Raw genomic sequence first — 26,229 nt, forward strand, 5'->3', positions numbered from 1 at the left:
TTCAACGCCGCAGTTTTCCTCGAGTGATCCGAGTCGACGGCTAGCGGCTAAGGCCCGTGAACCTAACGCAAGGATAAACGATAGCGCTTGTCCTCGCGCCTGGCCCGACCGCTCCGCCGAACTCGAAGCTTTCGACGTCCAGCCTGATCGGATGCCCGTGCGCCGCTTCGGACGAAGCGTTGGAACGCTATCAGCGGGATCACCCACAGGTGGGCTTGCATCTTATCAATATACATTATACATTATTGTATAATGTTTCCTGCTGAGAGTTGCTCACTATGACCGCCGTGAATATCGACGACCGGCTAACAGTCGCCAGCCAGCCGCGCCAGGAGGCCCTTGCCGCGCTGGCGGCCGCCGGCTTCGCCACGATTATCAACAACCGACCCGATGGCGAGGAGCCGGGGCAGCCCGGCAACGCTGCCGAGAAGGCAGCCCTGGAGCGGCCGGGCCTTGCCTATCGCTTCATCCCCGTGACGGCGGCGACGATCACCGAAGCCGATATCCGCTCGTTTCAAGAGGCGGTGTGCGGGGCCAAGGGGCGGGTCTACGCCCATTGTCGCAGCGGCACGCGATCCCTGACCCTGCATGTGCTCGGCGAGGTTCTGGCGGGGCGGATGAAGCCCGGCGAGGTCGAGGCCTTCGGCCACGCGCACGGCTTCGATCTCTCGGGTGCCGTGCAGTGGCTCGCCCGGAATGCGGCCCGGGCGCCGCTGGTGAAGGGCTTCCACGAGCCGCGCACCGGCAGCATGCAGTATGTCGTCGCCGACCCGAAGACGAGGCGTTGCGCGATCATCGATCCGGTCTATGAGTTCGATGAGAAGTCCGGGGCGACCGCCACGCATCAGGCCGACGCGATCCTCGCCTATGTGGCGCGCGAGGGGCTCACAGTCGAGTGGATCCTCGACACCCATCCTCACGCCGATCACTTCTCGGCCGCTCATTATCTCAAGCAGAAGACCGGCGCGCAGACAGCTATCGGCGCGCGCGTCACGGAGGTCCAGAAGCTCTGGCAGGGCCTCTACAACTGGCCGGAGCTGGCGACCGACGGCTCGCAATGGGACCGGCTCTTCGCCGAGGGCGACAGCTTCAAGGTGGGTGAGCTCACCGGGTGCGTGATGTTCTCGCCCGGCCACACCCTTGCCTCCGTGACTTACGTCATCGGCGATGCGGCGTTCGTGCACGACACGATCTTCATGCCGGATTCCGGCACAGCGCGGGCGGATTTCCCGGGCGGCAGCGCCAAGGACCTCTGGGCGTCGATCCAGGCGATCCTGGCCTTGCCGGACGATACGCGCCTATTCACCGGGCACGACTACGAGTCCGGCGGGCGCGCCGCTAAATGGGAGAGCACGGTGGGCGAGCAGAAGCACTCGAACCCGCATCTGACCGGCATGACGGAGGAGCGCTTCGTCGCGTTGCGAGAGGCGCGCGACCGCACCCTGCCGATGCCGAAGCTGATCCTGCATGCGCTGCAGGTTAATATCCGCGGCGGCCGGCTGCCGGAGCCCGAAGCCAACGGCAGGCGCTATCTCAAATTCCCGCTCGATGCGCTCGTGGGGGCCGCGTGGTGATGGACGCCAAAACGGTCCACGCCATGCCTCCGGCCGAGATGGAGGCGCGCGCCGGCGAGGTCTCCGCCCTGCTCAAGACATTGTCGCATCCAGCCCGTCTGAGGCTCGCTTGCGCCCTTGCGGAGGGCGAATACGCCGTCGGCGAGCTCGAGGAACGGCTGGGCATCCGTCAGCCTACGCTGTCGCAGCAGCTTGGTGCGCTGCGAGATGCAGGCGTCGTCACCACGCGCCGCGAGGCTAAGCAAATCTTCTATCGCCTGAGCGAAGAGAAGGCCGCGCGTCTGATCGAAGCCCTCTACGCCATCTATTGCGAACCGGGGCAGCACCCATGAGTGCCTATTGGCCTTCCCTGATCGGCGGCATGTTGCTTGGCCTCTCGGCCCTCGCGCTGCTGCTGTTCGATGGGCGGATCGCCGGCATCAGCGGCATCGTCGGCCGCTTGCTCGGCGGTGGGCAGATCCCGCTGAATGCGGCTTTCGTCATCGGGCTCCTGAGCGGCCCGCCGCTCTACATGCTGGCGTTCGGAAGCTACCCGGCCGTCACCATCGCCACCTCCTTGCCCATGGTCATGGTGGCCGGGCTCGCCGTCGGCATCGGCACGTGCATGGGCTCGGGCTGCACCTCGGGCCACGGCATCCTCGGCCTGGCCCGCTTTTCGAAACGTTCCTTCGCCGCGACGGTGACCTTTCTCCTCGCAGGGATCGCGATGGCGACGCTGATGGAGTTGCTGCGGTGAACCGGCTCGCCCCCCTGCGTATCGTCGTGGCGCTGCTGTCTGGCGCGCTCTTCGGCTTTGGCCTGTCGCTCTCCGGAATGCTCGATCCGGCGCGCGTCATCGGCTTCCTCAACCTCGCCAGCGGGCATTGGGACCCGAGCCTGGCCTTCGTGCTCGGCGGCGCCGTCGCCGTGGCGGTGCCCGGCGTCATGCTGCAACGCCGTCTGCGGCGCCCGGTGCTCGACGACCACTTCCACCTGCCAGAGAAGACGGAGATCGATGGGCGGCTGCTGACCGGCGCGGCGCTGTTCGGAGCCGGATGGGGGCTCGCCGGCTTCTGCCCGGGGCCGGCAGTTTCGGCTCTGTCGGTGGGACTCGCCCCCGTCTTTCTGTTCGTCACAGCGATGGCGGCTGGGATGATGCTGCATGACCGGGTGATCGCGGGGAGGTTTCCGCGATGACGTCGAACCTCGTTCCCGCGCTCTCTTCCGGCGACCTCGACGGCGAACCCGCGCAACATCGCTCTGAAGGATAGGATATGTCAGTTGGCGAGGATTTGCTGCGACTGCAGGCCGATCGCAGCAAGATCAAGATAGCTAGCCCGATTACCCTGATATGCTCGAGGGGCGACGCCGACAGTCCGGATTGGAATTCTCGGCAGTACCTTCAACCTAGCGCTGCTCGGATGGGCGGACGGGCCCGGCGGCAGAGGTCGGTCGACATCGTCCAAATCCAGAACCCAGATATCATGGGTCACATGTCGGCCACATGCTTCCGGGACGCAATCCGCATGAGGTCGTTGTCCGCCACATGGACAGGCCGGCACAGACCACGGTGCTACGGATGAATTGCTGCCGATTTGGCGGCACTGTCCTGGTGCGGACCTTCCTGATGTCTGCAATGGTCCATCTTGGGAAATTCAGCCCTGCACATAGCGCTTCGTCCTGTTCGGTGGCTCCATACGCTTCGAGCACCTGCTTTGCCGCTTTGAGCGAGTCGCTTGCGCGAACGCGCTCGCGGGAGGCGGCGTGAAGTCTTTCACGGATACCTGACGCCGATCGATCAGCCCACGAAGCTTCCCGACTAGCATAGCAGGCAACACCAGTTTCGCAGGTGCTTTCGTCTGCACGATCAAGGCGTTCTGCGATCTTCCTCAGATTTCTCTCGATTACATTAATTCGGATTCCCGCTTTGAGATATCGAGCGCTGCCACATAACGGGCGCTATTCCGGAGGGAATCGATCTCCGGCCCAGCGTCGATGAGCGATTGGTCGACTTGGATAGGTTCGCGAGTGTGGTAGCGTCTAAGCCACCTTCCTAGTCGAAGTTCCGCTGGGTGCTCGGGGTCGCAAATGACTGAGAAATTTCGACACCGCAGCGTCGTTAAGAATCTCAGCCCGGAAGAAGCCGGTCAGGTGATCCTCTCCATCATCGAGCCTCGATTTGCCTCGGCAGATGTAGCCTACGCTTGGTTTCGATCGGAACCTCTAGCAGGCCTTTCGGGCCGATCGGCCCTGCAACTCATTGCCGAGGGCCGCGCCGAGGCAGTCCTTGAATATGTGGAGGCGATCGACGCGGGTGTTCATGCTTAGGGCGTTCCGCCACTCAGCAGAATCCAGATGCCGCCGAACGTCTGCTCTCGAGCAAGGCGCCAATGTCCGGCGGTGGCCCAAACTCTGCTGACGACGGCCAAATTGGGTGATGACCGGATGTCGACGCATGGTCGGCCTTACCGCCCTTTCGCCAGCGCTTGGTGCAGTCCAGGGCACGCTCGTGGCATCGAGGAGTGCCATTTCTTTCGCGGGCAATTGGAAGATCGACGGGCTGCAGGCTTCTGGCTCGATATGATGTATTCAGAGGCGGCCCGAAAATTGTTGCGGGCCACTCGGCGTAGCGGCTAGCTCACCTTCAACCTCGGCGAGGGCAACGTCTGCGTCACCGTCCATCCCGATCATCTCCTAGGATTACAAGTACGAATGTCTGAAGACAACAACCAGCTTATTGATCTGTCAGCGATGGTCGTTGCGGCCTACGTGGCACATAACAATGTCACCCGCGCCGATCTGCCCGAGCTTATCGCGAAGATTCATGCAGCACTGGCTGGCTTGGGAGCTGAAGCTGCCGCGCCTGCTGCCCAGCCGCTTGTCCCGGCCGTTTCGATCAGGAAATCGGTTACCCCGGATGCGATCATCTGCCTCGAGGACGGCAAGGCGTTCAAATCGCTGAAGCGCCATCTCAGCAGCAAGTACGATATGACGCCTGACCAGTACCGAGCGAAATGGGGCCTGCCTTCCGATTACCCGATGGTGGCACCCAACTATGCCGAAGCGCGCTCGGCCTTGGCCAAGTCGATGGGTCTTGGTCGGAAGGCTGCAACTGCTGTCGACAAGGCAGCAGTTGCCAAGAGCCCACGGCGTGTAAAGGCCAAGGCCTGACCGAGACGCTTGCTTGATAGAGCGACACCGGCTGGCACGGCGACCAACGACAAAGAGGCTCCATGAACAGCGACAGACCTCGCAGGCCCACCAGCGCCCGGGACAAGGCCTAGGCACTGTTCAAGCCCGCCGCGCCGAAAGCCCCGACGCCTGCCGACAATCGGCCAAGCGTTCCCGGAGCGAAAGAACTCGTTTCGCTCCGAATCGATCGCAGCGTGCTCGACCATTTTCAAAGTGGCGGACCAGGCTGGCAGGATCGCATCAACAACGCGCTGCGGCAGGCCGCGGGCATCGGTGGCGATGAAGCGGTCACGCCCGACGAGCTGAACTCTTCGAACGATGGCTAGCGCGGCAATGGCGAAAGGGATCCGTTCAAGAGGCCAGCGGCGACGGCCGGAGCGGCGACCTCGATTCTGAAATGCTCTCTTGGATCTCACCCCGGGCGAGGCACGCGTCACGCGCGTCCTGACATCGGGACAGAGCGTGGCCGATATCGACAGGGCATGCGGGGTATCTGTGGAGACCGTCAGGTCGCAGATCCGGTCGATACTTCAGAAGCTGGGCATGTACCGCCAGGCTGAGCTAGTTGGTTTCTTCGCCGGATTGATACATTCGAGCGTTGAAGCCGACCTTCGCTTCACAGCCCACGCCCAATGTCCGATTGTGGCGCGAGCCGTAGTTGACTTCGGTACAAGTCGGTCAAATTCATGGCATTGCTGCTATAGATCAATCCTTAAGGGTGAGCGCGCTGCAGGAGTGGATTTTGACTGAGCGATTTGAACGGCACCGCCAACCCTGGACCTCTGAGGAGATTCAGAAACTGAAATTGCTCGCTGGAAAGGGCATGGCCCTGAAGGCGATTGCGAAAGCAATGACCCGCAGCGAAGAGTCTATAAAGGATCGCGCAAAGCTCGACGGCATCGGTATCGCCAAACTCCGCTAAACCATGGGGATCTAGAGTCGACATCTTTCTTAAGGACCACAGGCGTCCGCTCCCGCGATAAGCAGCGACAGAGCCGGCTCGGTTTATCTGAGCAGTTTTGGGGCTTTTGCTAAGCGGGTTCCGGTCCTGGTTATGCCGCAGCCGGGATTTGATCGCCGACATGCGAGGGTCAAATGGTAGGATTTGAGAGAACAATCGATTCATATGCACGGTTTGAGCAAGCGGTTCGCCGCGCATTGGATCTTCGCGATGACAAAGTAGCCCGCGAGATGTGGTCCGCGTTGGCCAATGTCGAATGGTTTCACGAGAATGGCGAAAGTGTCGGTTATTCTTTTCGAGCGGCAGGAGGGCTGATCGCAGACATTCGCGATAGCGGCGACTACATGGATTGGTACTGTTGCGGCCCAGTCTCGGTTGTCTCAGATGAAATTCGCCTCTCGTTGGTTGGCGAAGGGTGGCGGCCATCGATCATGGGTGCATGACTGCCCCTTACCGCAAGCACCCAAGGTCGGCACCCACGTAGTATGAAAGGCCCGCATAGTCTTCGTTAGCTCAATGCCGACTTCTGTGATTGCCGTATCGAGCGGGGGGCCAACTGAAGCCCTTGTGCGATCTGAATTTCTTCGATCAGCTCCTCGATATCGTCCTTAGCGAGAGCTCGAAAAAGGTCGGCATACGAAATCTCGTGCGACGCCCCCCGAGGGCCTGACCATTCAGCGCAGTTGTCGTGCTTGAAATTGCGTAGGGTGCCATCAATTTCAATGGCGCTCTAAGCAGAGTCAGGCATTCCACCAATCCGCCCGCCGCACGCCGGACAATGATCTCACGGAACCCAACAATGAAAGGCGCCCGACATTGTCGGGCGCCCATCCGAATTGCGGAACTCGACCTGCAATCGCGGCAACACTATGCCTCGATTTTCAAACAAGACGCTTGTCGTCGTTTACGAGCAGCCGGTCGTCGAACCGCAGGTGTTGCACTTCAGGCAGGTGCCGTTGCGGACCAGCGTGAAGTTGCCGCATTCGCCGCACGAGTCGCCGACATAGCCTTTCATGATCGCCTCGGCCCGGCGCTCGGACTGGGTCGGCTGGGCGGCCGGCGCCGCGAAGCCGAGCTTGGCCATTTCCGCCTCACCATAGGCCTCGGGCTCCTCCTTCAGCGCGGTCGCGCCTGCGGTGGCGAGGCCGATGGCAGAGGTGGTCGAGCGGGCGACCGCATCGTTCGCCGCATGGCTTCCCTGGCCGCCGCCCTGGATGGCGAGCAGGTTGATCGGCTTGCCGCGGCGGAAGCCGGTCGAGGCGAGGGGGGTCGATACGACCGGGGCCGCATCCGGCGCCTTGTCCTGGTCGACACCGCTGCCCATCACGTCATGGCCGATCTCGCTGGGATCGACATGGGCGAGGTCGTGGCGGCCGAGATAGGAGATCGCCAGTTCACGGAAGACGTAGTCGAGGATCGAGGTCGCGTTCTTGATCGACTGGTTGCCGGCAACGAAGCCCGAGGGCTCGAAGCGGGTGAAGGTGAAGGCCTCGACATACTCCTCCAGCGGCACGCCATATTGCAGGCCGAGCGAAACCGCGATCGCGAAGTTGTTCATCATCGCCCGGAAGGCCGCGCCCTCCTTGTGCATGTCGATGAAGATCTCGCCGAGGCGCCCATCCGAATACTCGCCGGTATGGACATAGACCTTGTGGCCGCCGACCGTGGCCTTCTGGATGTAGCCCGTGCGGCGATCCGGCATCTTCTCGCGCTCGCGCTTGCGCTCGATGCGTTCGACGATGCGTTCGACGATCTTCTCCGAGATCTGGGTGGCACGCGCCGCCATCGGCGCCGCGACCAGCGTCTCGACCGCGTCGTCGGCGTCGTCGTCCTCATCCGAGATCAGCGCCGAGTTCAGCGGCTGCGAGAGCTTGGAGCCGTCGCGGTAGAGGGCGTTCGCCTTCAGCGCCAGCTTCCAGGAGAGCATATAGGCGCTCTTGCAGTCCTCGACCGTCGCCTCATTCGGCATGTTGATGGTCTTGGAGATCGCGCCCGAGATGAAGGGCTGCGCCGCCGCCATCATGCGGATATGGCTCTCGACCGAGAGATAGCGCTTGCCGATGCGGCCGCAGGGATTGGCGCAATCGAAGACGTTGTAATGCTCGGTCTTCAGGTGCGGGGCACCTTCCAGGGTCATCGCGCCGCAGACATGGACGTTGGCGGCTTCGATCTCGGCCTTGGTGAAACCGAGGAAGGGCAGGAGCTCGAACGACATGTCGTTGAGCTTCTCGGCCGGGACCTTGAGCGTGCCGGTGAGGAAATCCTCGCCCAGCGTCCACTTGTTGAAGACGAACTTGATGTCGAAGGCGCTCTTCAGCCCCTTCTCGACCGCCTCGATCTTCTCGTCGGTGAAGCCCTTGGAACGCAGGGTCGAGGGATTGACGCCCGGCGCCTGCTTCATCGAGCCATGGCCGACGGCATAGGCCTCGATCTCGGCGATATCGGCCTCGCGGTAGCCGAGCGCACGCAGCGCATCCGGCACAGCGCGGTTGATGATCTTGAAGTAGCCGCCGCCGGCGAGCTTCTTGAACTTCACCAGCGCGAAATCAGGCTCGATGCCGGTGGTGTCGCAATCCATGACGAGGCCGATCGTGCCGGTCGGCGCGATCACGGTCGCCTGGGCGTTGCGGTAGCCGTAGCGCTTGCCCTGCTCCAGCGCCTCGTCCCAGACGATGCGCGAGCGCTCCGCCATGGTCACGGCCGAACCGCCGAGGCGGGCGAGGGTGGCGTGGTCGAGCGGCACCGGGGTGACGCTCAGGCCCTCATAGCCGTCGGCGAGGCCATGGGCCGCCGTGCGGTGGTTGCGGATGACGCGCAGCATGTGGCTGGCGTTCTTCTTGTAGCCGGGGAAGGGGCCGAGTTCGCCGGCCATCTCGGCCGAGGTCGCATAGGCGACGCCGGTCATGATCGCGGTCAGCGCACCGGCGAGGGCGCGGCCCTCGTCGGAGTCGTAGCCGAGGCCCATGGTCATCAGCAGGCCGCCGATATTGGCGTAGCCGAGGCCGAGCGTGCGGTACTCGTAGGATAGCTCGGCGATCTCGCGGCTCGGGAACTGCGCCATCGTGACCGAGATTTCGAGCACGACGGTCCAGAGCCGGCAGAGATGCTCATAGGCCGCGACGTCGAAGGCCTTGGTCTCGGTGTCGTAGAACTGCAGCAGGTTGGCCGAGGCCAGGTTGCAGGCGGTGTCGTCGAGGAACATGTACTCGGAGCACGGATTGGACGCCCGGATCCGGCCGGAAGCCGGGCAGGTGTGCCAGTCGTTCATCGTCGAGTTGAAGTGCAGGCCGGGATCGGCCGAGGCCCAGGCGGCGTAGCCGATCTTCTCCCAGAGGTCGCGGGCCTTCAGCGTCTTGACGACCTTGCCGGTGGTGCGGCCGGTCAGGTTCCAGTCGTTGTCGTTCTCGACGGCGCGCAGGAAATCGTCGGTCAGCGAGACCGAATTGTTCGAGTTCTGGCCGGAGACGGTGAGATAGGCGTCGGAATCCCAGTCGGTATCATAGGTGTCGAAGGAGATGTCCTTGTAGCCCTGCTTGGCGAACTGGATGACGCGCTTGATGTAGTTGTCCGGCACCAGCGCCTTGCGGGCGAGCTTCACCTCGCGCTTGAGCGCCGGGTTCTTCTCGGGGTCGAAGCAGCTATCGCCTTCGCCCTCGCAGTTCACGCAGGCCTTGAGCACGGCCTTCATGTGCTTCTTGACGGTCTTGGAACCGGTGACGAGAGCGGCGACCTTCTGCTCCTCCTTCACCTTCCAGTCGATATAGGCCTCGATATCCGGATGGTCGGCGTCGACCACGACCATCTTGGCGGCGCGGCGGGTGGTGCCGCCCGACTTGATGGCGCCGGCGGCGCGGTCGCCGATCTTGAGGAAGGACATCAGGCCGGAGGACTTGCCGCCGCCGGCGAGCTTCTCGCCTTCACCGCGCAGCATCGAGAAGTTCGAGCCGGTGCCGGAGCCGTATTTGAACAGGCGGGCCTCACGGACCCAGAGGTCCATGATGCCGCCCTCGTTGACGAGGTCGTCCTGCACGCCCTGGATGAAGCAGGCATGCGGCTGCGGATGCTCGTAGCTCGACTTCGACTTGACCAGCTTGCCGGTCTTGAAGTCGACGTAGAAATGGCCCTGGCTGGGACCGTCGATGCCATAGGCCCAGTGCAGGCCGGTGTTGAACCATTGCGGCGAGTTCGGCGCGACGCGCTGGGTCGCGAGCATGAAACGGAGCTCGTCATGGAAGGCCGCGGCATCCTCCTCGGAGGAGAAATAGCCGCCCTTCCAGCCCCAGTAGGTCCAGCAGCCGGCGAGGCGGTCGAAGACCTGCTTCGACGAGATCTCGGAGCCGTAGCGTTCGCCTTCGGGCAGCTCGGCGAGAGCGGCCTCGTCGGCGACCGAACGCCAGAGGAAGGAGGGAACGTCGTTCTCCTCGAACTTTTTCAGGCGCGCCGGCACGCCGGCCTTGCGGAAATACTTCTGCGCGAGCACGTCGCTGGCGACCTGCGACCAGGTCTCGGGAACCTCGATGCCTTCCAGCCGGAAGACGACGGAGCCGTCCGGGTTCTTGATCTCGCTGACGGCCGATCGGAACGGGATCGCGGCATAGGGCGACTGTCCGGCGGTGGTATAGCGGCGCTCGATGCGCATGATCTTCGTCCCTTGATCTGCCGCGGGCTCGCCTTGCAAGCCACGCGCGGCCGGTTGATCACCGGCTCCTGATGTCAGCCCAACTCGGTTTGATGCCCTGTGGGATCTCCGCGGTGTCGCCCCGCCGATGGTCCCGGACGCGCCCAAAATGTCCGCGCAAATCCGTTCGCTTCCGCTGTCGATGGCGGATGCGGCGGCAGGCCCGGAACACACTGGAAAACTAGGGTTTCGCAGTCATCCAGAGGGGGTGCCGCCGGCCGTCATGCGATGGTCAAAATCTAGTGCAGATGCCCATCGGGCGTCAAGGAATAGTGCCCCGTGATCCCTGTGGACACGACATCTGGTAGGGATATGTGGGTTATGGGGATAAGTTACAAGGCGCCCGCTAAGCCTCGGAAATCACCGGGGAATCGGATGTGCCGCGGCAAGATTGCCACAGTGCCGGGCGAAGCGCAGTCCTTAAAATCCCCGCTATTCATGGTTGACGATTGGTGAAGCCGGTCGGCTTGAGGCTTGCTGCGAGCGTCGCTTTCAGAGCCGCCCGGAAGTGGCTGATCTCGGGCGATTTCCCGGCGAATGCCGTCATCGCGGGCCTGATCGAATCGCGGCCGAATCGTGGCGAGTCGCTCAAGACACGCGCAGATTGAGCGGTCCACTTAAAGTGACGTTAGGTTGGCCGTGCTACGCGGATTGAAGCGTGATCCGTCCGGGACTGCCCATGCATCGCTATGCCTTCTGCCTGCTCCCTCTGGCGCTCGCCGGCTGCACCGACAGCGAGCCGCTGGCTCCAGCCTTTGCGGGAGAATGGGCGTCACGCAGGATGGGGTGCCGCGAGGCTCCGCGCATCACCATCAACAAGACCGGCATTTCGGCGCCGGGAATGCCCGTGAACGGGCTGACCTTCACGAAGGCGACGGTTTCCGGATCGACGGCGCATGTCGTCATGGAGCTGAGCGCCAGCGCGCGGCTCATGGCCGGCTCGCCCGACCCCAAAAAGCCGCGATACGAGCTGGACCCGCGCTCAATCGAGGTTCTGGCGACGCTGGTCGCATCGGGCCGGTTCGTCAACGCGACCAATGTCATGGTCAGGGACAAGCAGACCCGCCAGCTCAGGGCCGTCGAGCCCGACGTTCTCGCCGTCATGAGCCTGACACGCTGCGACGCGAGCGAAACATCGCGCAGTTTCAGCACGGTCGGCCTGCCGCGGGCTGGACAGTAGCCGGTGCCGGGGCCATAAGTCGCCCGATTGTTTTGCATCGCGCGCACGGACTGAGGACGATGAAGGACTGGCTGCTGCAGATCTTCACCTGGTGGAACGGCCAGACGATCGGCACCCGCTTCCATACCTGGCGCTTCGGCGAGCGGGTGGGCGAGGACGAGTTCGGCAATGTCTATTACCGCACCAAGGGTGGGGTGAAGGACAAGGCGCTCGGCTTCCAGCGGCGCTGGGTGATCTACAAGGGCGACGCGGAAGCCTCCAAGGTACCGCCGGGCTGGAACGGCTGGCTGCATCACACGGTCGATGTCGCGCCGTCCGAGGAAAGCTACCAGCCGCGCGAGTGGCAGCAGCCGCACCAGCAGAACTGGACCGGCACCGCGCTGGCCTATCGCCCGCAGGGCTCGACGCTCGCCGAGGGCGAGCGCCCGGCCGCGACCGGCGACTACCAGGCCTGGACGCCCGGCCGCTGAGGCTTCCGGCGTAGCGCTCCGATGCGCGTTGCCATCCAGACATTCGGTACGCGTGGCGACGTTCAGCCCTATGTCGCCCTTGCGCGTGGCCTGATTGCGCGCGGGCACGATGTCCAATTGGCCGCACCCGAACAGTTTTCCGATCTGGCGTCGCGCCTGAGAGTTCCCTTTGCCCCGCTGCCGGGCACGTTGCTCGACTTGCTCGACAGTGACGCCGGGAAGGCCGCAGTCGCCGCCGGTCGCGGTTTTTCTGCCGGCCTGGCGTTGCTCGGCAAGATCAAGCCGGCGATGACCCGGTTGATGGATGCTGAATGGGAGGCTCTACGTGGGTTCGGACCTCGTCTGATCCTGCATCACCCCAAGTCGCTCGTGAGCCCGGCCATTGCCGCCAGATTGGGGGCACGAAGCCTGCTTGCCTCGCCTTTGCCGGGCTTTACGCCCACATCTGCCTTCCCAAGTCCCATTCTGTCGATCAGGCTGCCAAGCCTGTTGAACAAGCCCAGCCACATGTTGATGGCCGCTGCTCCGGCCCTCCTGTTCGGACGGATGCTGGCGCGGTGGCGACGCGAGCGGCTGGGGCTGCAAAGCCGCTATCCAGACCCCTCGATCGGCGTGCTTTATGCCTATAGCCGCCACGTGATTCCGGTTCCGTCTGATTGGGATCCCAAGCGTGTGCACGTCTGCGGCTACTGGTTCCTCGATGAGCCTGAGATCGGGATGTCGCCGGCGCTTGCTTCCTATCTCACGGCCGGGACACCTCCGATCTATGTCGGATTTGGGAGCATGCCGGGAGATCGGCCACGGGAATTGGCCGAAGCAATCGTCGCTGGTCTGCGGCTGGCGGGTATGCGCGGCATTTTCGTCCGTGGTGGTGGGGCACTCGACCTGCCGGAACATTGCGATGACATGCTGGTGATCGATGCAGCGCCTCACGATAAGCTGCTTCCGCACGTTGCCGGAGCGCTGCACCATGGCGGTGCAGGCACGACGGGAGCGAGCTTGCGGGCGGGGGTGCCGATGGCTATCCGGCCATTTTTCGGCGATCAGCCATTTTGGGCTGACCGGATTGCGGCTTTGGGAGCGGGCCCAAGAGCTCTGCCGCGTCAGTTGACGCCGGATATCGTGGCGGCCGCAGCAAAAGCACTGCAGGTGCCGGAAGTGCGAAAGCGCGCCGCTGAGCTCGGGAAAGCGATCCGCGCCGAGGAAGGGGTCCAGGCTGCGATCATCGATATCGAAGGGCGCATGAGCTGTTGACGAAGCAGAGCGCCCTTTTTCCGCTGCCTTTGCCGTGTTACTGCGCGCCATCGCGGTCCTTCCGCGCTGTCGAAGAGATTCGCGCCCGCATGCCGTTCCTGTTCCGCCTTTCGACCCTAGCCGGCCTCGCCACGAGCGCGGCCGCGCTGCTCGCTGCGATGGGCCCGGCGCAGGCCGACCGCATCCGCAATCCGACGGCCGTCTTCGCCGGCCTCGACAAGATCACCGGCCGCATCATCTCCTTCGAGGTGGCGATCGACGAGACCGTGCAGTTCGGCGCGCTGCAATTGACACCGCGCGTCTGCTGGACGCGTCCGCCGACCGAGGCCCCGCAGACCGACGCTTTCGTCGAAGTCGACGAGGTCACCGTCAAGAACGAGTACCGGCGCATCTTTACCGGCTGGATGTATGCGGCGAGCCCCGGCCTGCACGGCGTCGAGCATGCGATCTACGATGCATGGCTGACGGATTGCAAAGGCGGCACCGAGCTCGTCGTCGATCCCAAGGAGCCGGAGGCGCCGCCCGCTGACGACCCGCGTCGTCCGCGTACCCCGCCGCGCGATCCCAATCAGCCGCCATTGCCCGGACAGCAGCCCGGGCTGCCGCCGCCGGGCGGGCGTATCGATGTCGAGCCGCCGCGCGGCGTGCCGGTGCAGCCGCAACGGCCGAGCCAGCGCTTCTTCCCGACCAACCCAGGCCAGGGCCGCGATCCGACCGGTGGCGGCGGCTGAGCCGTCGCCGCGGCGTTTGCTGTTTCAGAGCTGGGTCAGGACGTCGCGGCCGCTGACTGGCGCCGAGATGGGCCAGGCGTGCCAGTCGCCCTGGCACTGCAGGGCGTCTTCGAGCAGCCGGCGATAGGCGTCACGCGGAATCTCGAGGGTACCGAACTGGGCGAGATGGCCGGTCTGGAACTGTGTATCGAGCAGCCGGTAGCCGCCATGCCTCAGCCGGGCCACCAGATGGACCAGCGCGACCTTCGAGGCATCGGTTTCACGATGGAACATGCTCTCGCCGAAAAAGGCGCCGCCCAGCGAGAGCCCGTAAAGACCGCCGACCAGCCGGCTCTCACGCCAGCATTCGACCGTATGGACATAGCCCAGCGCGAACAATTCGCCGAAGATCTCGCGGATGCGCCGGTTGATCCAGGTTTCGGTCCGGTCCGGCTTCGCTTCGGCGCAGGCGCTGATGACGGCGTCGAAGGCGCTGTCGATCCTGATCTCGAAGCGGTCCGACCGCACGGTCCGGGCCAATCGTGACGAGAGATGGAAGCGATCCAGCGGGATGATGCCGCGCAGCTCCGGCTCCACCCAGAACAGGCCTGGGTCATCGGCGCTCTCCGCCATCGGGAAGATGCCGGCGGCATAGGCGCGCAGCATGATCTCCGGCGTGATCGCAGGGGTGCGGACGGGCACGGAACGAGCCTTCATGACCGGATGGGAACGTGAGGCGGGGTTTCTGTCAAACGAAGGCTACTAGACGGCCGGCTCGGCATGCTCGGGCTTGACCCGAGCATCTCGTGACAGAGAGGCGCCTTTTCCGGCGAGAGATTCTCGGGTCTGCGCTTCGCGCTGCCCGAGAATGACGCGCACTCATGCCACTTCACATGAACCTCCCGACCATGGCTTCAGCAATGTCTGAAGCCATGGCCGCAAGAGGCTGACCGATCAGCCTTCCGTCGACTCGGCGCCGGGGGCTTCGTCGCCTGCCTCGCCGTTCTCGCCGCCTTCGCCGTCGTCATTGATGCACTCGACGGAGACGACCTTCTCGTCCTTGTCGGTGTTGAACACCGTCACGCCCTGGGTCGAGCGCCCGGCGATGCGGATGCGGTTGTTCGGGCCGGCATCGACCGGCACGCGGATGAGCTGGCCGCCATCGGTGACGAGCATGAGCTGGTCCGTATCCAACGCCGGGAAGGAGGCGACGAGCTTGCCGTTGCGATCGTTCACGACCATGGCGACGATGCCCTTGCCGCCGCGCCCGGTGACCCGGTACTCGAAGGACGAGGTGCGCTTGCCGTAGCCGCGCTCCGAGACCGTCAGGATGAACTGCTCGGCCGCGCCCATGGCGGTATACTTCTCAAGCCCGAGCTCGATATCGCCGGCGCTCTCCTCGGCATCGGCCTCGACCGCCGCCGTGGCTTCAGCGCCGTCCTCGGCCTCACCGGTCAGCGCCCTGCGGGCGGCCGCGGCGCGCTTGAGATAGGCGGCGCGCTCGTCTGGCGTAGCGTCCAGATGATGCAGGATCGCGAGCGAGATGACCTCGTCGCCCTTGGCCAGGTTGATGCCGCGCACGCCAGTCGAGTCGCGGCCCTTGAAGACGCGCACTTCCGGCACCGCGAAGCGGATGCACTGGCCGTCGGCCGTAGTCAGCAGCACGTCGTCGTTCTCCGTGCAGATCTGCACGTCGACGATATGGTCGCCCTCGTCGAGCTTCATCGCGATCTTGCCGGCGCGGTTGACGTTGACGAAGTCGGAGAGCTTGTTGCGGCGCACCCCGCCCGAGGCGGTCGCGAACATCACGTCGAGCGTCTCCCAGCTCGCCTCGTCTTCCGGCAGCGGCATGATTGTGGTGATGCGCTCGCCGGCCTCGATCGGCAGCATGTTGACCAGTGCCTTGCCGCGCGCGTTCGGCGCCGAGAGCGGCAGCCGCCAGACCTTCTCCTTGTAGACCTGGCCTTCCGAGGAGAAGAACAGCACTGGGGTATGGGTCGAGGCGACGAAGAGGCGAGCGACGAAATCCTCGTCCTTGGTCGCCATGCCGGAGCGGCCCTTGCCGCCGCGGCGCTGCGCCCGGTAGGTCGAGAGCGGCACGCGCTTGATGTAGCCGCCATGGCTGACGGTGACGACCATGTCCTCGCGGGCGATCAGGTCCTCGTCGTCGAGGTCCGAGCCCCAGTCCTGGATCTCGGTGCGGCGCGGCGTGGCGAAGGCATTCCTGACTTCGGCGAGCTCGGCCTTGACGATCGACTGGATGCGGGCGCGCGAGCGCAGGATGTCGAGATAATCCGCGATTTCCTTGGCGAGCTTCTCCAGCTCGTCGCCGATCTCGTCACGGCCGAGGGCGGTGAGGCGCGACAGGCGCAATTCGAGGATCGCCTTGGCTTGCGCATCCGAGAGCCGGTAGGTGCCGTCCGGGTTCATCGGATGGCGCGGGTCGTCGACCAGCGCGATCAGCGGCGCGATATCCTCGGCCGGCCAGTCGCGCGCCATCAGCGATTCATGCGCGGCTGCCGGGGTTGGCGCTGTGCGGATCAGTCGGATGACTTCGTCGATGTTGGCGACGGCGGTGGCGAGGCCGCAGAGTACATGGGCGCGCTCGCGGGCCTTGTTCAGCAGGTAGCGCGTGCGCCGCGAGACGACCAGTTCACGGAACTCGACGAAGGCCGAGATGAAGTCCTTGAGGTTCAGGACTTCCGGGCGGCCGCCGTTCAGCGCGACCATGTTGGCGCCGAAGGAGGTCTGCAGCGGGGTGAAGCGATAGAGCTGGTTCAGCACGACATCGGCGACGGCGTCGCGCTTGATCTCGATGACGACGCGCACGCCCTCGCGGCTGGATTCGTCGCGCAGGTCGGAGATGCCCTCGATGCGCTTCTCGCGCACGAGATCGGCGATCTTCTCGACCATCGTCGCCTTGTTCACCTGATAGGGGATCTCGGTGACGACGATCGCCTCGCGCTCCTTGCGCATCTCCTCGATATGCGTCTTCGAGCGCATCACGATCGAGCCGCGGCCGGTGTGATAGGCCGAATGGATGCCGCTGCGGCCCATGATCGAGGCGCCGGTCGGGAAGTCCGGACCGGGGACGATCTCGATCAGGTCGTCGATCGAGAGCTCGGGATCGTCGATATAGGCGACGCAGGCGTCGATGACCTCGCCGAGATTATGCGGCGGGATGTTGGTCGCCATGCCGACCGCGATGCCGCCGGCACCGTTGACGAGGAGGTTCGGATAGCGCGCCGGCAGGACCGTCGGCTCATGCTCCTTGCCGTCGTAGTTCGGCTGGAAATCGACCGTATCGAGGTCGAGATCCTCGAGCAGGGGCATCGCCGCCTTGTCGAGGCGCGCTTCGGTGTAACGATCGGCGGCGGCGGAATCGCCGTCCATCGAGCCGAAATTGCCCTGGCCATCGATCAGCGGCAGGCGCAGCGAGAAGTCCTGCGCCATGCGCACGAGCGCGTCATAAACCGCGAGATTGCCGTGCGGATGGTATTTACCCATCGTGTCGCCGACGATGCGGGCGCATTTGGTATAGGGCCGCTCGGGCACGTTCTTGTTTTCGTGCATCGAGAACAGGATGCGGCGGTGGACCGGCTTCAGGCCGTCGCGGACATCGGGCAGAGCGCGGCTCACGATCACGCTCATGGCGTAATCGAGATAGCTCTTCTTCATCTCGTCGGTGATCGCGATCGGCTTGATGTCGCCGCCGAGATCCGGGGCTCCGTCGCGCTTGTCGTCGGTATCGTCGCTCAAGGGGAAATGTCCCGATTCCTGCTGGTTTTTCAGCCTTCTGGCTAGCCGATTCCGGCTTTTCGCGCCAGCAAAAGGTGAATCTGTCCAGAGAAAATAAAACCATTATACTGCAGGTAATTGAGAACTTTTTTTAATTCACTTTCGCATCGATTTCACAATCTCACCATGTTTCGCCTGCGGTCGCGTGTGGAAATTGCGAGACGCGGTCCGCCGGGATGCGAGCTAAATCTTTCGAACCTGGGGAGCGAAGCGTCGAAAAGCGTCTTCGATATCCTCATAGCTGCACGCAATCCCACCGAGCGGGAGGCTGAAGCCGTACCAAGTGACCAGCCAGTTTTTCAGCGGATCGGTGACCTTAGGCTCAAAGCGTACAGGCTCAACCACATCGACCAAGACAGCCTGGACCTCTAGATTCGGATCGAAGGAATAGCTCTGGATTGCGCTCCACGGCACCTTTCGCGCAAAAACCTGGGGAGCTGTAAGCCCCTCCTCATCGAAGGCCAGGTGGACCGAGCGATTGAGTTCGCCAAACGCTTTCCCAAAAGCGAGAAGAAGGAACAAGAAGCCAAAAATGCCTCCGCCTATGATCGCCGTCCATCCACCTTTGGACACGAAATAGGCAACGATCGCCCCACCGAGGCCGAGATAGAACAGCGCTTCCCAGCGGCTCTCATTGCCGCGAAACTCCACACGGTTTGACGCTTTGGTCTCGGCCTGCACGTCAAAGACACTCATCTCGTCTGGCTCGTTGTAGCAACCTAGCATATCGTCGCGCCATGTTCGTCGAATTCGCTACCGCCGCGCTCGTCACCATGCTGGTGACGCTCGATCCTCCGGGCCTCGCGCCGATCTTCCTGTCGCTGACGCGCGGGATGTCGGAGGGCGAGCGCAAGCAGGTCGCGATCCGCGCCTCGATCATCGCTTTCTGCATCATGGCCTTCTTCGCCGTGGCGGGCGACATCGTGCTGAAGGCGCTCGGCGTCTCGCTGCCGGCCTTCCGCATCGCGGGTGGGCTGCTGCTGTTCTGGATCGCTTTCGAGATGGTGTTCGAGCGCCGCACCGAGCGCAAGCAGCAGACGGCCGAGACCGCGATCACGCAGGATCATATCCGCAATGTCGCGGCCTTCCCGCTGGCGATCCCGTTGATGGCGGGGCCGGGCGCCCTGACCGCGATGATCCTGCTCGCCGGGCGCGCCCATGGCGACCCGCTGCTGCTGGCGACGCTGGCGGTGATCTGCGGGCTGGTGGTGCTGTCCTGCCTCGTCGTGTTCCTGACGGCGACGCCGATCGCGAAGCTTCTGGGCGTAACCGGCAATATCGTGCTGACGCGCCTGCTGGGCGTGATCCTGGCAGCGCTGGCGGTGCAGTTCGTGATCGACGGGATCAAGGCTGCCGCGCAGGTGGGGTAGGGGCGGGTTGGGAGGCTGCTTTCGCCCTGTAGATATGCCTTGGGATCAGCGTTAGGCATGAATAGCTCTTGCAATTGAAATTGCAGCGCCGCCGCCTCGATATTGAGAGAACCGTTTTCGGACCAACTCGCTACAATGGCAGCTTTCTTTGCAGTTTTGATCGCAACCTTCATAGGAGGGCTTTCCGGGCTTATCGCCTTATCTGCTAAGTTTCCGGCGGTTGCTGTGGTTTTCGCATTCGCATTCAAGACGCTTTGGTGGCTTCCGCTCGCTCTTGCCGCCCCTACGACAGTCATCATCCTTCCGATGATCCATGCGTTCGTCTCTAACCCATTCCTCCGAACAGCATCTCTGGTGCTTGGTGGAGCGGTCAGCGGGGTCATGACGATTTATGTCATGTTGGAAGGCAACCTGGTCGGCGCAGAAGCTATGCGCAGCCATATGGTCTTTTATGTAGGTGGGATTGCTGGAGTTGCTGCGGCGGCTACTTTTGATAGCCTTGCCAGAGAGATCGATTGATCGCCAATCGCGAAGCAACTTTCGCGCGGATTACCAATTGGCCAGGTCCGCGTCCGGCCCATCGCGCAGCTCTTGGCGCAGCGCGCAGCAATCAGCGTTTCGGCCCCATGGTCCCGATCGTCTTCAATCTGGCCGACCTGACCCAGCCGCTGACGTCGTTTCCCGTCCGGAGATCGAGATACATCACCGACGACCAGCCATCCCGCGTCTGCGTATGGGCGATGACCGCGTCCTTCGGGATGATGAAGACGCCCTTCATCGGACAGGCGCCGTCCGGCGCCGAATGAAATTGCAGGCGGCCTGAGCCGGTCACGACCTGGCTCAGCGGTGGCGAGAGGGCGGGAGCCCGGTCCGAGCCGGCCTGCGGCTCCGTGCAGGCGGCGTGAGCGCTCTGGATGGTCAGGGCACTCGACAGCAGGATGGCGGGCCATATCGGCTTCATGGCGGGCTCTTTCGCGCTGCGCGTCGCGTGGATGAGCCGCGCGACGAATTACTTCTCCAGGAATGCCCGGATCGCGCCTTCCGCCTGCTTCATCGACACCACGCCGTCGAGATGGCCGCGCGAGCCGTCGATGGTCGTGTGGGTGATGTCGCGCCCGGCCGCCTTCGCTGCCTTCACCGTCGTCGCGACCATATCGGGCGTGAAGACGAGGTCCTTGGGCTGGGTGATCAGCAGCATCGGTGCCTTGATCTTCGCCATGCCCTCAGTGAGCGACGTGCCGCCCGCGGCGAAGAGCTGGTTCGCCTTGACGAGATAGAGGAAGTGGTTGGCGTCGGAGAGCTTGGCGCGGGCCATGCCGGCATTGTCGAGTACGCTCTGCACCTGGAACTTGTTGGCGAGCGCCTTGGCCGGATCATCGCCCTCCTTGGCCGGGCGGCGGCCGAACGTGGCGTTGGCCCAGTCCTGGTGATTGGCCTGCAGCGTCACGGCCGTCAGCGCCTTGGCGAGGCCGGCGAGCGGCGGGGCCTTCCCGTAATAGTCGCCATTGTTCCAGTTGGGATCGACGAGGATGGGCGCGGCCCAGACGTCGAGCCAGGCGATCAGCATCGCATCCGCTTCGCCGGCACCGATCACCGGCATGGCCTTGGCGACCATCTCGGGATGGCTCGCTGCCCATTCGAAGGTCTGGAGCGAGCCCATCGAGGGGCCGGCGACCAGCGCAAGCTTCTTGATGCCGAGGCTTTCGACCAGCGCCTTCTGGACCTCGACGAAGTCGCGGACCGTGACGATGGGGAAGTCGAGCCCATAGGGCTTGCCGGTATCGGGATTGGTCGAGGCAGGGCCGGTCGTGGTGGTCTTGGGGTCGCCGGTGTTGAGATTCACCAGCGTGTCCGAGGACAGGACGAAATACTTGTTGGTGTCGATCGCCTTGCCCGGGCCGATGATCGCGTCCCAATAGCCCGGCGCCGGGTCGTTGGCCGCATATTTGCCGGCGGCGTGCGAGTTGCCCGAGAAAAAGTGGCAGATCAGAATGGCATTGGACTTGTCGGCGTTGAGCGTGCCGTAGCTCTCCCAGCCGACGCGGACATTCTTCAGCGCGCGGCCACTCTGGGTAGTGAAGCTCGGGATCTCGAAGACCTTCTTCTCGACCGCCAGATCCTGCGCCTCGGCCATGCCTGCCGTCACCCACCCTGCAAGCGCCAGCGCGCCCATGATCCACATCTTCATCGCCGCATCCTTCCCGCTGCTGCAACAAGCTCCGGCGGCATGAGAGCGGATTTCGGGGGATAGCGAAAGCTAGGCTTAAGTCAGCGCGTGAGCAGTGTCGCGCCGGCCGGGCTGAGAAACGCCTCGGTTTCGATCTCGAAGGCCGGCGCATCGACAGGCCCCTTGAGCACGAAGGGCAACTTCAGGGCGCCGTTGGCGGAGGCGAGCAGCGCGGTCATGTCGAGATTGCGGCTGCGCAACAAGGCGCTGCCGGCGAGGTTGAAGCGATAGTTCTGGCCGGTCATCTGCGCTTCAGTCAGGGCGAGGATGCCGCCGGCGATCCCGGCATGGGCCGAAATGGTTTCGAACGGCGTCTTGCCCTGCCGCCAGTCGCGCAGCGCCTGGACCGGGCTGCGCTCGGCACGGCGGAGTAGTTCGGCGAAGGCGACGCCGCCGATCTCGCCCTGCCGGGCCGTGAGATTGACGCGTCCGGTGAGTGAGACCAGCAACTCGTCGAAGGTGCGGCCGACGCCGTCGAGAGCGATCTGCAGGCCCGCCGTGCCGCTCAGGCGCGCGAGCTGCGGCAGGTCGGACGCGGCCTGGCCGATATTCACCTTGTCGAGGCCCGCCTGGATCTTGACGTCGACGCCGTTGGGCGTGCCGAGCGCGAGCCAGCGGCTCTTGACGCTGCCGCCATAAGCGCTGGCGCGGAGCAGGCCGGTCTCGAAGCGCCCCTTCTTGATCAGAAGATAGGTGGCGACGTCGCTGAGCTTGGCGCCCTTCAGGCGGGCGGCATCGACCGAGATGCGCAGGTCGATGTCGCGTGCGGTCCAGGAATCGAGATCGAAGGGAGTGGTGTCCGCCACGTTGACGGCCGGCACAGGCAGGCGATCGACGAGGCGGCCGAGGTCGAGCGTCGCGCCGGCAAGCGTCCCCGATAACGCAAAGCGCCCGCCGGTTTCCGCGAGCTTGATCGCGCCGTCCAGGCGCTCGCCGTCGAGATTGACGATGGCGCTGTTGAACGAGACCTCGCGCGCCTTCACCTGGATATCGGACGAGATGGCGACGGCGCCGAGCGCCGAACCCAGACGCGACTCCTCGCCGAACCAGGCGAGAAGCTTCGGCAGCGAGGGCGTGGAGAGCACGAGCGGGCCGCTGATCACAGGCTCGCCGGGGCCGGAGCGGCTGCCTTCGAAGCGCAGCTTCAGCAGGGAGGAGGTCGCCGACAGGGCCGCCTTGGCGTTGCCGCCAACCATCGGCCAGAGCAGGTTCACCTCGGTCGGCACGCCGCGCCAGTTCAGCGAACCCGACAGGTTGAGCGGTTCGTTCAGGCCGCGTTCGTCGATGACGAGGTCGAGGTCGCGCACGACGCTCTGGATCGCGCCATTCGCCCGCAGGAAGAGCGAGCCCGAGCGGATGACGATCTTGCTCTGGCTCTGCAGTCGCTCGAGCTCAGCCAAAGGCGAGGCAAGCCATTCGGTGACGCCGTCGCTTCCAGCGGGGACGGCGACATCGATCCGCGGCGCGATGAGGTCCACCCGGTCGAAGCTGATCCGCCCGCCCAGAAGCGGCAGAAGGCGCAGATGCGCCTTGACCCGCACGGCCTCGCCGGCGAGCGCGCCGTCGCGCTGGGTGAAGGCGACCTGGGACAGACTGATGCGGGGCAAAGGCAGCAGGGCGAATTCGGCCCGCTCGATCGCCTGGACGACGAAGCCGGTCCGCTCTTCGATCGCCTTGATCGCGCTGCGCTGGACGCGCCCGAGCGCGACGTCCCAGGACTGCAAACCGAGCAGGCCGATGGCGACGACGAGGCTGAAGGCGATAATCGCGGCGCGTCTGGTCATGGACTTCCGAATCGGCACCGGCCGAAAGTCAGCCAGCCCCCTGGCGGCAGAGGGTTTAGGCTGATCTCGGGGGCTTGTCGAGGCTGGGCAGCCGGCTATCCCGCGCGATCTGTGCCGGTTTTCGCCAGGATGAAGGCCGGATACAGGCCGGCGAGGATGATCAGCAATGCTGCCAGCGCTCCATCCTCGAAGACGCCGCGCGAGGCATGGCCATAGACGACGGTCGCGAGCGTGTCGAGATTGAGGGGGCGCAGCAGCAACGTCGCGGGCAGTTCCTTGAGGCAATCGACGAAGACCAGCAGCGCCGCTGCGGCGATGGCCGGGCGGGCGAGCGGCCAGTGAATGCGGCGCGTGACCTCCGTGCTGCCGGCTCCGAGCGCACGCGCGGCATCGTCGATCCGTGGCGAGACGCGCGACAGGCCGCTTTCGACGCCTGAGACCCCGATGGCGAGGAAGCGCACGGTATAGGCGATGATCAAAGCCGCGCCGGAGCCGATCAGGATCAGGCCGGGCTTGAGTCCGAACAGGGCGGACGCGGCATTCGCCAGCAGGTTGTCAAAGGCTGCGATCGGGATCAGCAAGCCGAGCGCCAGCACCGTGCCCGGCACGGCGTAGCCGAGGCTGGCGATACGGGCGAGGGGCTTCAGCCAGGTTTCGCGGCCGGAGCGGGCCGCCGTGGCGATGCCGAGGCCGAGGGCGACCACGAGGATCGACGCCAGTCCCGACAGTAGCAGCGCATTGCCGAGGAGCCGGAGCAGGGCCGTGTCGAACTGCGCCAGCAGGCCCCGCTGCAAGATTTCGGTGAGGAGATAGCCGATCGGCAGGGCGGCGCCGAAGAGCACGGGCAGGGCGCAGGCCAGTGTGGCGAGCGCGGCGGCGCGTCCATGCAGCGGCCGGCGCGTGACCGGGCGGGGTTGGCGGACGGGCAGGGCGAAGCGGCGCTGCCCGCGCAGCTTCACCTCGATGAGGATCAGTGCGAAGACCAGCAGCAGCATGACGCAAGCGATCTGGGCCGCGCCCGGCAGCGAGCCACGATTGACCCAGGTCGTGTAGATCGAGAGCGTCAGCGAGCGCACGCCGAGATATTCCGTCGCGCCGATATCGTTCAACGTCTCCAGCAGGACGAGGGTAAGCCCGGCGGCGAGGGCCGGGCGCGCGAGCGGCAGCCCGATGCGCCAGAACAGCCGGCCGGGAGCGGCGCCGAGATTGCGCGCGGCCTCGACGATGCTGGCGCCCTGCACGCCGAAGAGCGCGCGCGTGCTGAGATAGACGTAAGGGTAGAGGACGATCGCCATGATCGCGATCGCGCCGGGCAGGTTACGCGGATCGGGAAACCAGTAATCGCGCAGCGAGCGCCAGCCGGTGGCCGCGCGCAAGGTGCTCTGGAGCGGTCCCTGGAAGCCGAGGAACTCGACGTAGATATAGGCCGTGAGATAGGTCGGCAGCGCCAGCGGCAGCACCAGCAGCCATTCGAGCGAGCGCCGGCCGGGGAAATCGTACTGTGTCACCAGCCAGCTCGTGCCGACGCCGATGACGGCGCAGGCCAGGCCGACGCCGGCAAGCAAGAGGCCGGTCTGGACGAGGGCCGTCGGCAGGACATTGGCGGCGAGGTGCGGCCAGATCTCGACGGCCTGCGGCGAGGAGATCGCCGTGGCCAGCAGCGCGAGCAGCGGCAGCAGCACGAGCGCCGCCCCGCCGATCGCGGCATAGGCAAAACGGCTCGACGGCCGCCACGTGAATGGCGACCGTCGCGTAGAGTTGAGCAGGTGGCTCAGGCTCAATTGTCGAAGCCGACCTTGTCGACGAGGTTCGCCGCGGCCTTGCGCTGCTTGGCGACCTCCGAGAGCGGCAGCTTGTCGGGCGTGACGGTGCCGAGCAGCTTGACGGCGGCCGAGTCGGCCACGGACGCGTTGACCGGGAACTCGAAATTGCCGTTCGCGTAGAGCGCCTGCGCCTTGTCGCCGAGCATGTACTCGACCAGCTTGACGGCGTTCGCCTTGTTCGGGGCGTTCTTGGCCAGCGCCGCGGCCGAGACGTTCACATGGGTGCCGCCATTGGCGAAGGTGGTCTTGAGCGGCTTGATCGCGTCGAACCAGCCCTTCTGCTCGTTCTTCGCCTCGCTCATCAGGCCGATATAGTAGGTGTTGATGATGGCGATGTCGCAAAGGCCGGACTGGATGTCGCGGGCGACGTCGCGGTCGCCGCCGCCGGGCTTGCGGGCGGCGTTGGCGCGCAGCGCCTTCAGGTAGGTCTCGGTCTTGTCGGCGCCGTGATGGGCGAGATAGGCCGCGAAGAAAGCGTTGTTGTAGGGGTGCTGGCCGGCACGGATGCAGAACTTGCCCTTCCACTTGGGATCGGCGAGGTCCTCATAGGTGATCGCGTCCTGCTTGATACGGTCCTTGGAGACGACCACGACGCGGGCGCGCTTGGTCAGCGTGACCCAGTTATTGTCGGGACGCAGCTGCGCCGGGACGGTCTTGTCGACGAGGTCGGACTTGATCGGCTGGGTGATGCCGGCCTCGACCGCGGCATTGATCTCGCCGACATCGACCATCAGCATGACATCGGCCGGGCTGTTGGCGCCCTCGGCGCGGATGCGCTCCTGCAGGCCGTCCTTCAGGAACACGGCGTTGACCTTGATGCCGGTATCCTTGGTGAAGGCTTCCAGAACCGGGTTGAGCAGGGCCGGCTCGCGGGTCGTGTAGAGGTTGACGTCTTGCGCGAAGGCCGGGGCAGCTAGCAGGCAGGAAGACAGCGCCAAGGCGTGGAGATAGGTCTTTGCGGTCATTCTTCTGCTCCGTCGATGAGCGCGATCAGCGCGACAGGCGAGCGATAGAGCGACGCCCGCGGAGCGTCAATGAAGTAATCCTTTGATATCAATGCCTTATAAGGATTCTAGAGTTCTTCTTATTTTGACGAATTCTAATAAGCGAGGCATTCCATTGGAAACACGGCGAGATTTCAGGCGGGTCGGGGTCGTACGCCTTTCGGCTGGGACGACCTGTCGCGGTTCGGCGCCTTGCCTTTAGGTCAGTCGTGTCATGGCGGAATG

General features: G+C 64.4%; 24 protein-coding genes. 15 read left to right on the plus strand and 9 right to left on the minus strand.

What is annotated here, in order from left to right; all coding sequences use genetic code 11:
• Positions 1-278: 278 nt before the first annotated feature.
• The 9 genes from blh to AC3WMA_RS14700 all read left to right on the plus strand — a co-directional run bounded on the left by blh (position 279) and on the right by AC3WMA_RS14700 (position 5,667).
• Positions 279-1,574, plus strand: coding sequence for a bifunctional sulfur transferase/dioxygenase Blh (gene blh / locus AC3WMA_RS14660; RefSeq protein ID WP_492286115.1), 1,296 nt, complete (start codon positions 279-281; stop codon positions 1,572-1,574).
• Complete coding sequence (bigR, locus tag AC3WMA_RS14665; protein WP_492286609.1) at positions 1,574-1,906, plus strand: sulfite-sensing transcriptional repressor BigR; 333 nt, start codon at positions 1,574-1,576, stop codon at positions 1,904-1,906. Before blh ends, bigR begins: the two co-directional genes overlap by 1 nt.
• Positions 1,903-2,310, plus strand: coding sequence for a YeeE/YedE family protein (locus AC3WMA_RS14670; RefSeq protein ID WP_492286116.1), 408 nt, complete (start codon positions 1,903-1,905; stop codon positions 2,308-2,310). The genes bigR and AC3WMA_RS14670 overlap by 4 nt, the downstream gene beginning before the upstream one ends.
• Positions 2,307-2,750 (plus strand): DUF6691 family protein, encoded by a 444-nt coding sequence (locus AC3WMA_RS14675; protein ID WP_492286117.1) that lies wholly within the window; start codon positions 2,307-2,309, stop codon positions 2,748-2,750. The genes AC3WMA_RS14670 and AC3WMA_RS14675 overlap by 4 nt, the downstream gene beginning before the upstream one ends.
• Before the next feature lie 891 nt (positions 2,751-3,641).
• Positions 3,642-3,881 carry an MbcA/ParS/Xre antitoxin family protein gene (locus AC3WMA_RS14680; protein ID WP_492286118.1) on the plus strand — a complete coding sequence of 80 codons (240 nt, stop codon included), beginning with the start codon at positions 3,642-3,644 and terminating at the stop codon, positions 3,879-3,881.
• A gap of 384 nt (positions 3,882-4,265) precedes the next feature.
• Entirely contained in the window at positions 4,266-4,724 is a 459-nt protein-coding gene (locus AC3WMA_RS14685; RefSeq protein ID WP_492286119.1) for a Ros/MucR family transcriptional regulator, read from the plus strand.
• A 116-nt stretch (positions 4,725-4,840) separates the two neighbouring features.
• Positions 4,841-5,071, plus strand: a complete 231-nt coding sequence (locus tag AC3WMA_RS14690; RefSeq protein WP_492286610.1) for a BrnA antitoxin family protein — start codon at positions 4,841-4,843, stop codon at positions 5,069-5,071.
• Positions 5,072-5,150: 79 nt separating this feature from the next.
• The gene (locus AC3WMA_RS14695) at positions 5,151-5,495 is read left to right on the plus strand and encodes a helix-turn-helix transcriptional regulator (RefSeq protein WP_492286120.1); all 345 of its coding nucleotides are present in this window, start codon (positions 5,151-5,153) and stop codon (positions 5,493-5,495) included.
• On the plus strand, positions 5,404-5,667 hold the full coding sequence (locus AC3WMA_RS14700; RefSeq protein WP_492286623.1) for a hypothetical protein: 264 nt from the start codon (positions 5,404-5,406) through the stop codon (positions 5,665-5,667). The genes AC3WMA_RS14695 and AC3WMA_RS14700 overlap by 92 nt, the downstream gene beginning before the upstream one ends.
• Positions 5,668-6,610: 943 nt before the next feature.
• Here AC3WMA_RS14700 and AC3WMA_RS14705 read toward each other — a convergent pair.
• Complete coding sequence (locus tag AC3WMA_RS14705) at positions 6,611-10,345, minus strand: vitamin B12-dependent ribonucleotide reductase (RefSeq protein WP_492286121.1); 3,735 nt, start codon at positions 10,343-10,345, stop codon at positions 6,611-6,613.
• A 718-nt stretch (positions 10,346-11,063) separates the two neighbouring features.
• Between AC3WMA_RS14705 and AC3WMA_RS14710 the strand changes: the two genes are divergently transcribed.
• From AC3WMA_RS14710 to AC3WMA_RS14725, 4 genes are all read left to right on the plus strand, one after another.
• On the plus strand, positions 11,064-11,564 hold the full coding sequence (locus AC3WMA_RS14710; RefSeq protein ID WP_492286122.1) for a hypothetical protein: 501 nt from the start codon (positions 11,064-11,066) through the stop codon (positions 11,562-11,564).
• Positions 11,565-11,623: 59 nt separating this feature from the next.
• Entirely contained in the window at positions 11,624-12,034 is a 411-nt protein-coding gene (locus AC3WMA_RS14715; protein WP_492286123.1) for an NADH:ubiquinone oxidoreductase subunit NDUFA12, read from the plus strand.
• A gap of 21 nt (positions 12,035-12,055) precedes the next feature.
• Positions 12,056-13,288, plus strand: coding sequence for a glycosyltransferase (locus tag AC3WMA_RS14720; RefSeq protein ID WP_492286124.1), 1,233 nt, complete (start codon positions 12,056-12,058; stop codon positions 13,286-13,288).
• A gap of 89 nt (positions 13,289-13,377) precedes the next feature.
• The gene (locus tag AC3WMA_RS14725) at positions 13,378-14,019 is read left to right on the plus strand and encodes a DUF2155 domain-containing protein (protein ID WP_492286125.1); all 642 of its coding nucleotides are present in this window, start codon (positions 13,378-13,380) and stop codon (positions 14,017-14,019) included.
• A 24-nt stretch (positions 14,020-14,043) separates the two neighbouring features.
• Here AC3WMA_RS14725 and aat read toward each other — a convergent pair whose 3' ends face one another.
• The 3 genes from aat to AC3WMA_RS14740 form a co-directional block, all read right to left on the minus strand.
• Positions 14,044-14,700, minus strand: a complete 657-nt coding sequence (gene aat / locus AC3WMA_RS14730) for a leucyl/phenylalanyl-tRNA--protein transferase (RefSeq protein ID WP_492286126.1) — start codon at positions 14,698-14,700, stop codon at positions 14,044-14,046.
• Between the two features lie 252 nt (positions 14,701-14,952).
• A complete protein-coding gene (gyrA, locus tag AC3WMA_RS14735) occupies positions 14,953-17,757 on the minus strand; it encodes a DNA gyrase subunit A (RefSeq protein ID WP_492286127.1) in 2,805 nt (934 codons plus the stop codon).
• Positions 17,758-17,979: 222 nt separating this feature from the next.
• Positions 17,980-18,492, minus strand: a complete 513-nt coding sequence (locus tag AC3WMA_RS14740; protein WP_492286128.1) for a hypothetical protein — start codon at positions 18,490-18,492, stop codon at positions 17,980-17,982.
• Between the two features lie 41 nt (positions 18,493-18,533).
• On the opposite strand from AC3WMA_RS14740, the gene AC3WMA_RS14745 reads away from it, so the two are divergent.
• Positions 18,534-19,166, plus strand: coding sequence for a MarC family protein (locus AC3WMA_RS14745; protein ID WP_492286129.1), 633 nt, complete (start codon positions 18,534-18,536; stop codon positions 19,164-19,166).
• Positions 19,167-19,301: 135 nt separating this feature from the next.
• Positions 19,302-19,685: a hypothetical protein gene (locus AC3WMA_RS14750; protein ID WP_492286130.1), complete on the plus strand. Its 384-nt coding sequence runs from the start codon at positions 19,302-19,304 to the stop codon at positions 19,683-19,685.
• A gap of 91 nt (positions 19,686-19,776) precedes the next feature.
• On the opposite strand, the gene AC3WMA_RS14755 is transcribed toward AC3WMA_RS14750, so the two are convergent.
• The 5 genes from AC3WMA_RS14755 to AC3WMA_RS14775 form a co-directional block, all read right to left on the minus strand.
• On the minus strand, positions 19,777-20,127 hold the full coding sequence (locus AC3WMA_RS14755) for a hypothetical protein (RefSeq protein WP_492286131.1): 351 nt from the start codon (positions 20,125-20,127) through the stop codon (positions 19,777-19,779).
• 48 nt (positions 20,128-20,175) lie between these two features.
• Positions 20,176-21,354, minus strand: a complete 1,179-nt coding sequence (locus AC3WMA_RS14760; RefSeq protein WP_492286132.1) for an E22 family MetX-like putative esterase — start codon at positions 21,352-21,354, stop codon at positions 20,176-20,178.
• 80 nt (positions 21,355-21,434) lie between these two features.
• Positions 21,435-23,177 carry an AsmA family protein gene (locus AC3WMA_RS14765; protein ID WP_492286133.1) on the minus strand — a complete coding sequence of 581 codons (1,743 nt, stop codon included), beginning with the start codon at positions 23,175-23,177 and terminating at the stop codon, positions 21,435-21,437.
• 95 nt (positions 23,178-23,272) lie between these two features.
• Positions 23,273-24,958, minus strand: coding sequence for an ABC transporter permease (locus tag AC3WMA_RS14770; protein WP_492286134.1), 1,686 nt, complete (start codon positions 24,956-24,958; stop codon positions 23,273-23,275).
• The gene (locus AC3WMA_RS14775; protein WP_492286135.1) at positions 24,955-25,965 is read right to left on the minus strand and encodes an extracellular solute-binding protein; all 1,011 of its coding nucleotides are present in this window, start codon (positions 25,963-25,965) and stop codon (positions 24,955-24,957) included. Before AC3WMA_RS14775 ends, AC3WMA_RS14770 begins: the two co-directional genes overlap by 4 nt.
• Positions 25,966-26,229: the final 264 nt, after the last annotated feature.

The organism is Allobosea sp. FW305-C-101 (assembly GCF_058783685.1).

Bases quoted from the DNA above. Each gene is read 5' to 3' on its own strand.
- AC3WMA_RS14715 (WP_492286123.1), top strand. From the start codon at position 11,624: ATGAAGGACTGGCTGCTGCAGATCTTCACCTGGTGGAACGGCCAGACG.
- AC3WMA_RS14755 (WP_492286131.1), bottom strand. From the start codon at position 20,127: ATGAAGCCGATATGGCCCGCCATCCTGCTGTCGAGTGCCCTGACCATC.
- AC3WMA_RS14745 (WP_492286129.1), top strand. From the start codon at position 18,534: ATGTTCGTCGAATTCGCTACCGCCGCGCTCGTCACCATGCTGGTGACG.
- AC3WMA_RS14720 (WP_492286124.1), top strand. From the start codon at position 12,056: ATGCGCGTTGCCATCCAGACATTCGGTACGCGTGGCGACGTTCAGCCC.
- AC3WMA_RS14725 (WP_492286125.1), top strand. From the start codon at position 13,378: ATGCCGTTCCTGTTCCGCCTTTCGACCCTAGCCGGCCTCGCCACGAGC.
- AC3WMA_RS14775 (WP_492286135.1), bottom strand. From the start codon at position 25,965: ATGACCGCAAAGACCTATCTCCACGCCTTGGCGCTGTCTTCCTGCCTG.
- AC3WMA_RS14710 (WP_492286122.1), top strand. From the start codon at position 11,064: ATGCATCGCTATGCCTTCTGCCTGCTCCCTCTGGCGCTCGCCGGCTGC.
- blh (WP_492286115.1), top strand. From the start codon at position 279: ATGACCGCCGTGAATATCGACGACCGGCTAACAGTCGCCAGCCAGCCG.
- AC3WMA_RS14765 (WP_492286133.1), bottom strand. From the start codon at position 23,177: ATGACCAGACGCGCCGCGATTATCGCCTTCAGCCTCGTCGTCGCCATC.
- AC3WMA_RS14670 (WP_492286116.1), top strand. From the start codon at position 1,903: ATGAGTGCCTATTGGCCTTCCCTGATCGGCGGCATGTTGCTTGGCCTC.
- bigR (WP_492286609.1), top strand. From the start codon at position 1,574: ATGGACGCCAAAACGGTCCACGCCATGCCTCCGGCCGAGATGGAGGCG.
- AC3WMA_RS14750 (WP_492286130.1), top strand. From the start codon at position 19,302: ATGGCAGCTTTCTTTGCAGTTTTGATCGCAACCTTCATAGGAGGGCTT.
- AC3WMA_RS14680 (WP_492286118.1), top strand. From the start codon at position 3,642: ATGACTGAGAAATTTCGACACCGCAGCGTCGTTAAGAATCTCAGCCCG.
- AC3WMA_RS14705 (WP_492286121.1), bottom strand. From the start codon at position 10,345: ATGCGCATCGAGCGCCGCTATACCACCGCCGGACAGTCGCCCTATGCC.
- AC3WMA_RS14740 (WP_492286128.1), bottom strand. From the start codon at position 18,492: ATGAGTGTCTTTGACGTGCAGGCCGAGACCAAAGCGTCAAACCGTGTG.
- AC3WMA_RS14760 (WP_492286132.1), bottom strand. From the start codon at position 21,354: ATGAAGATGTGGATCATGGGCGCGCTGGCGCTTGCAGGGTGGGTGACG.
- AC3WMA_RS14685 (WP_492286119.1), top strand. From the start codon at position 4,266: ATGTCTGAAGACAACAACCAGCTTATTGATCTGTCAGCGATGGTCGTT.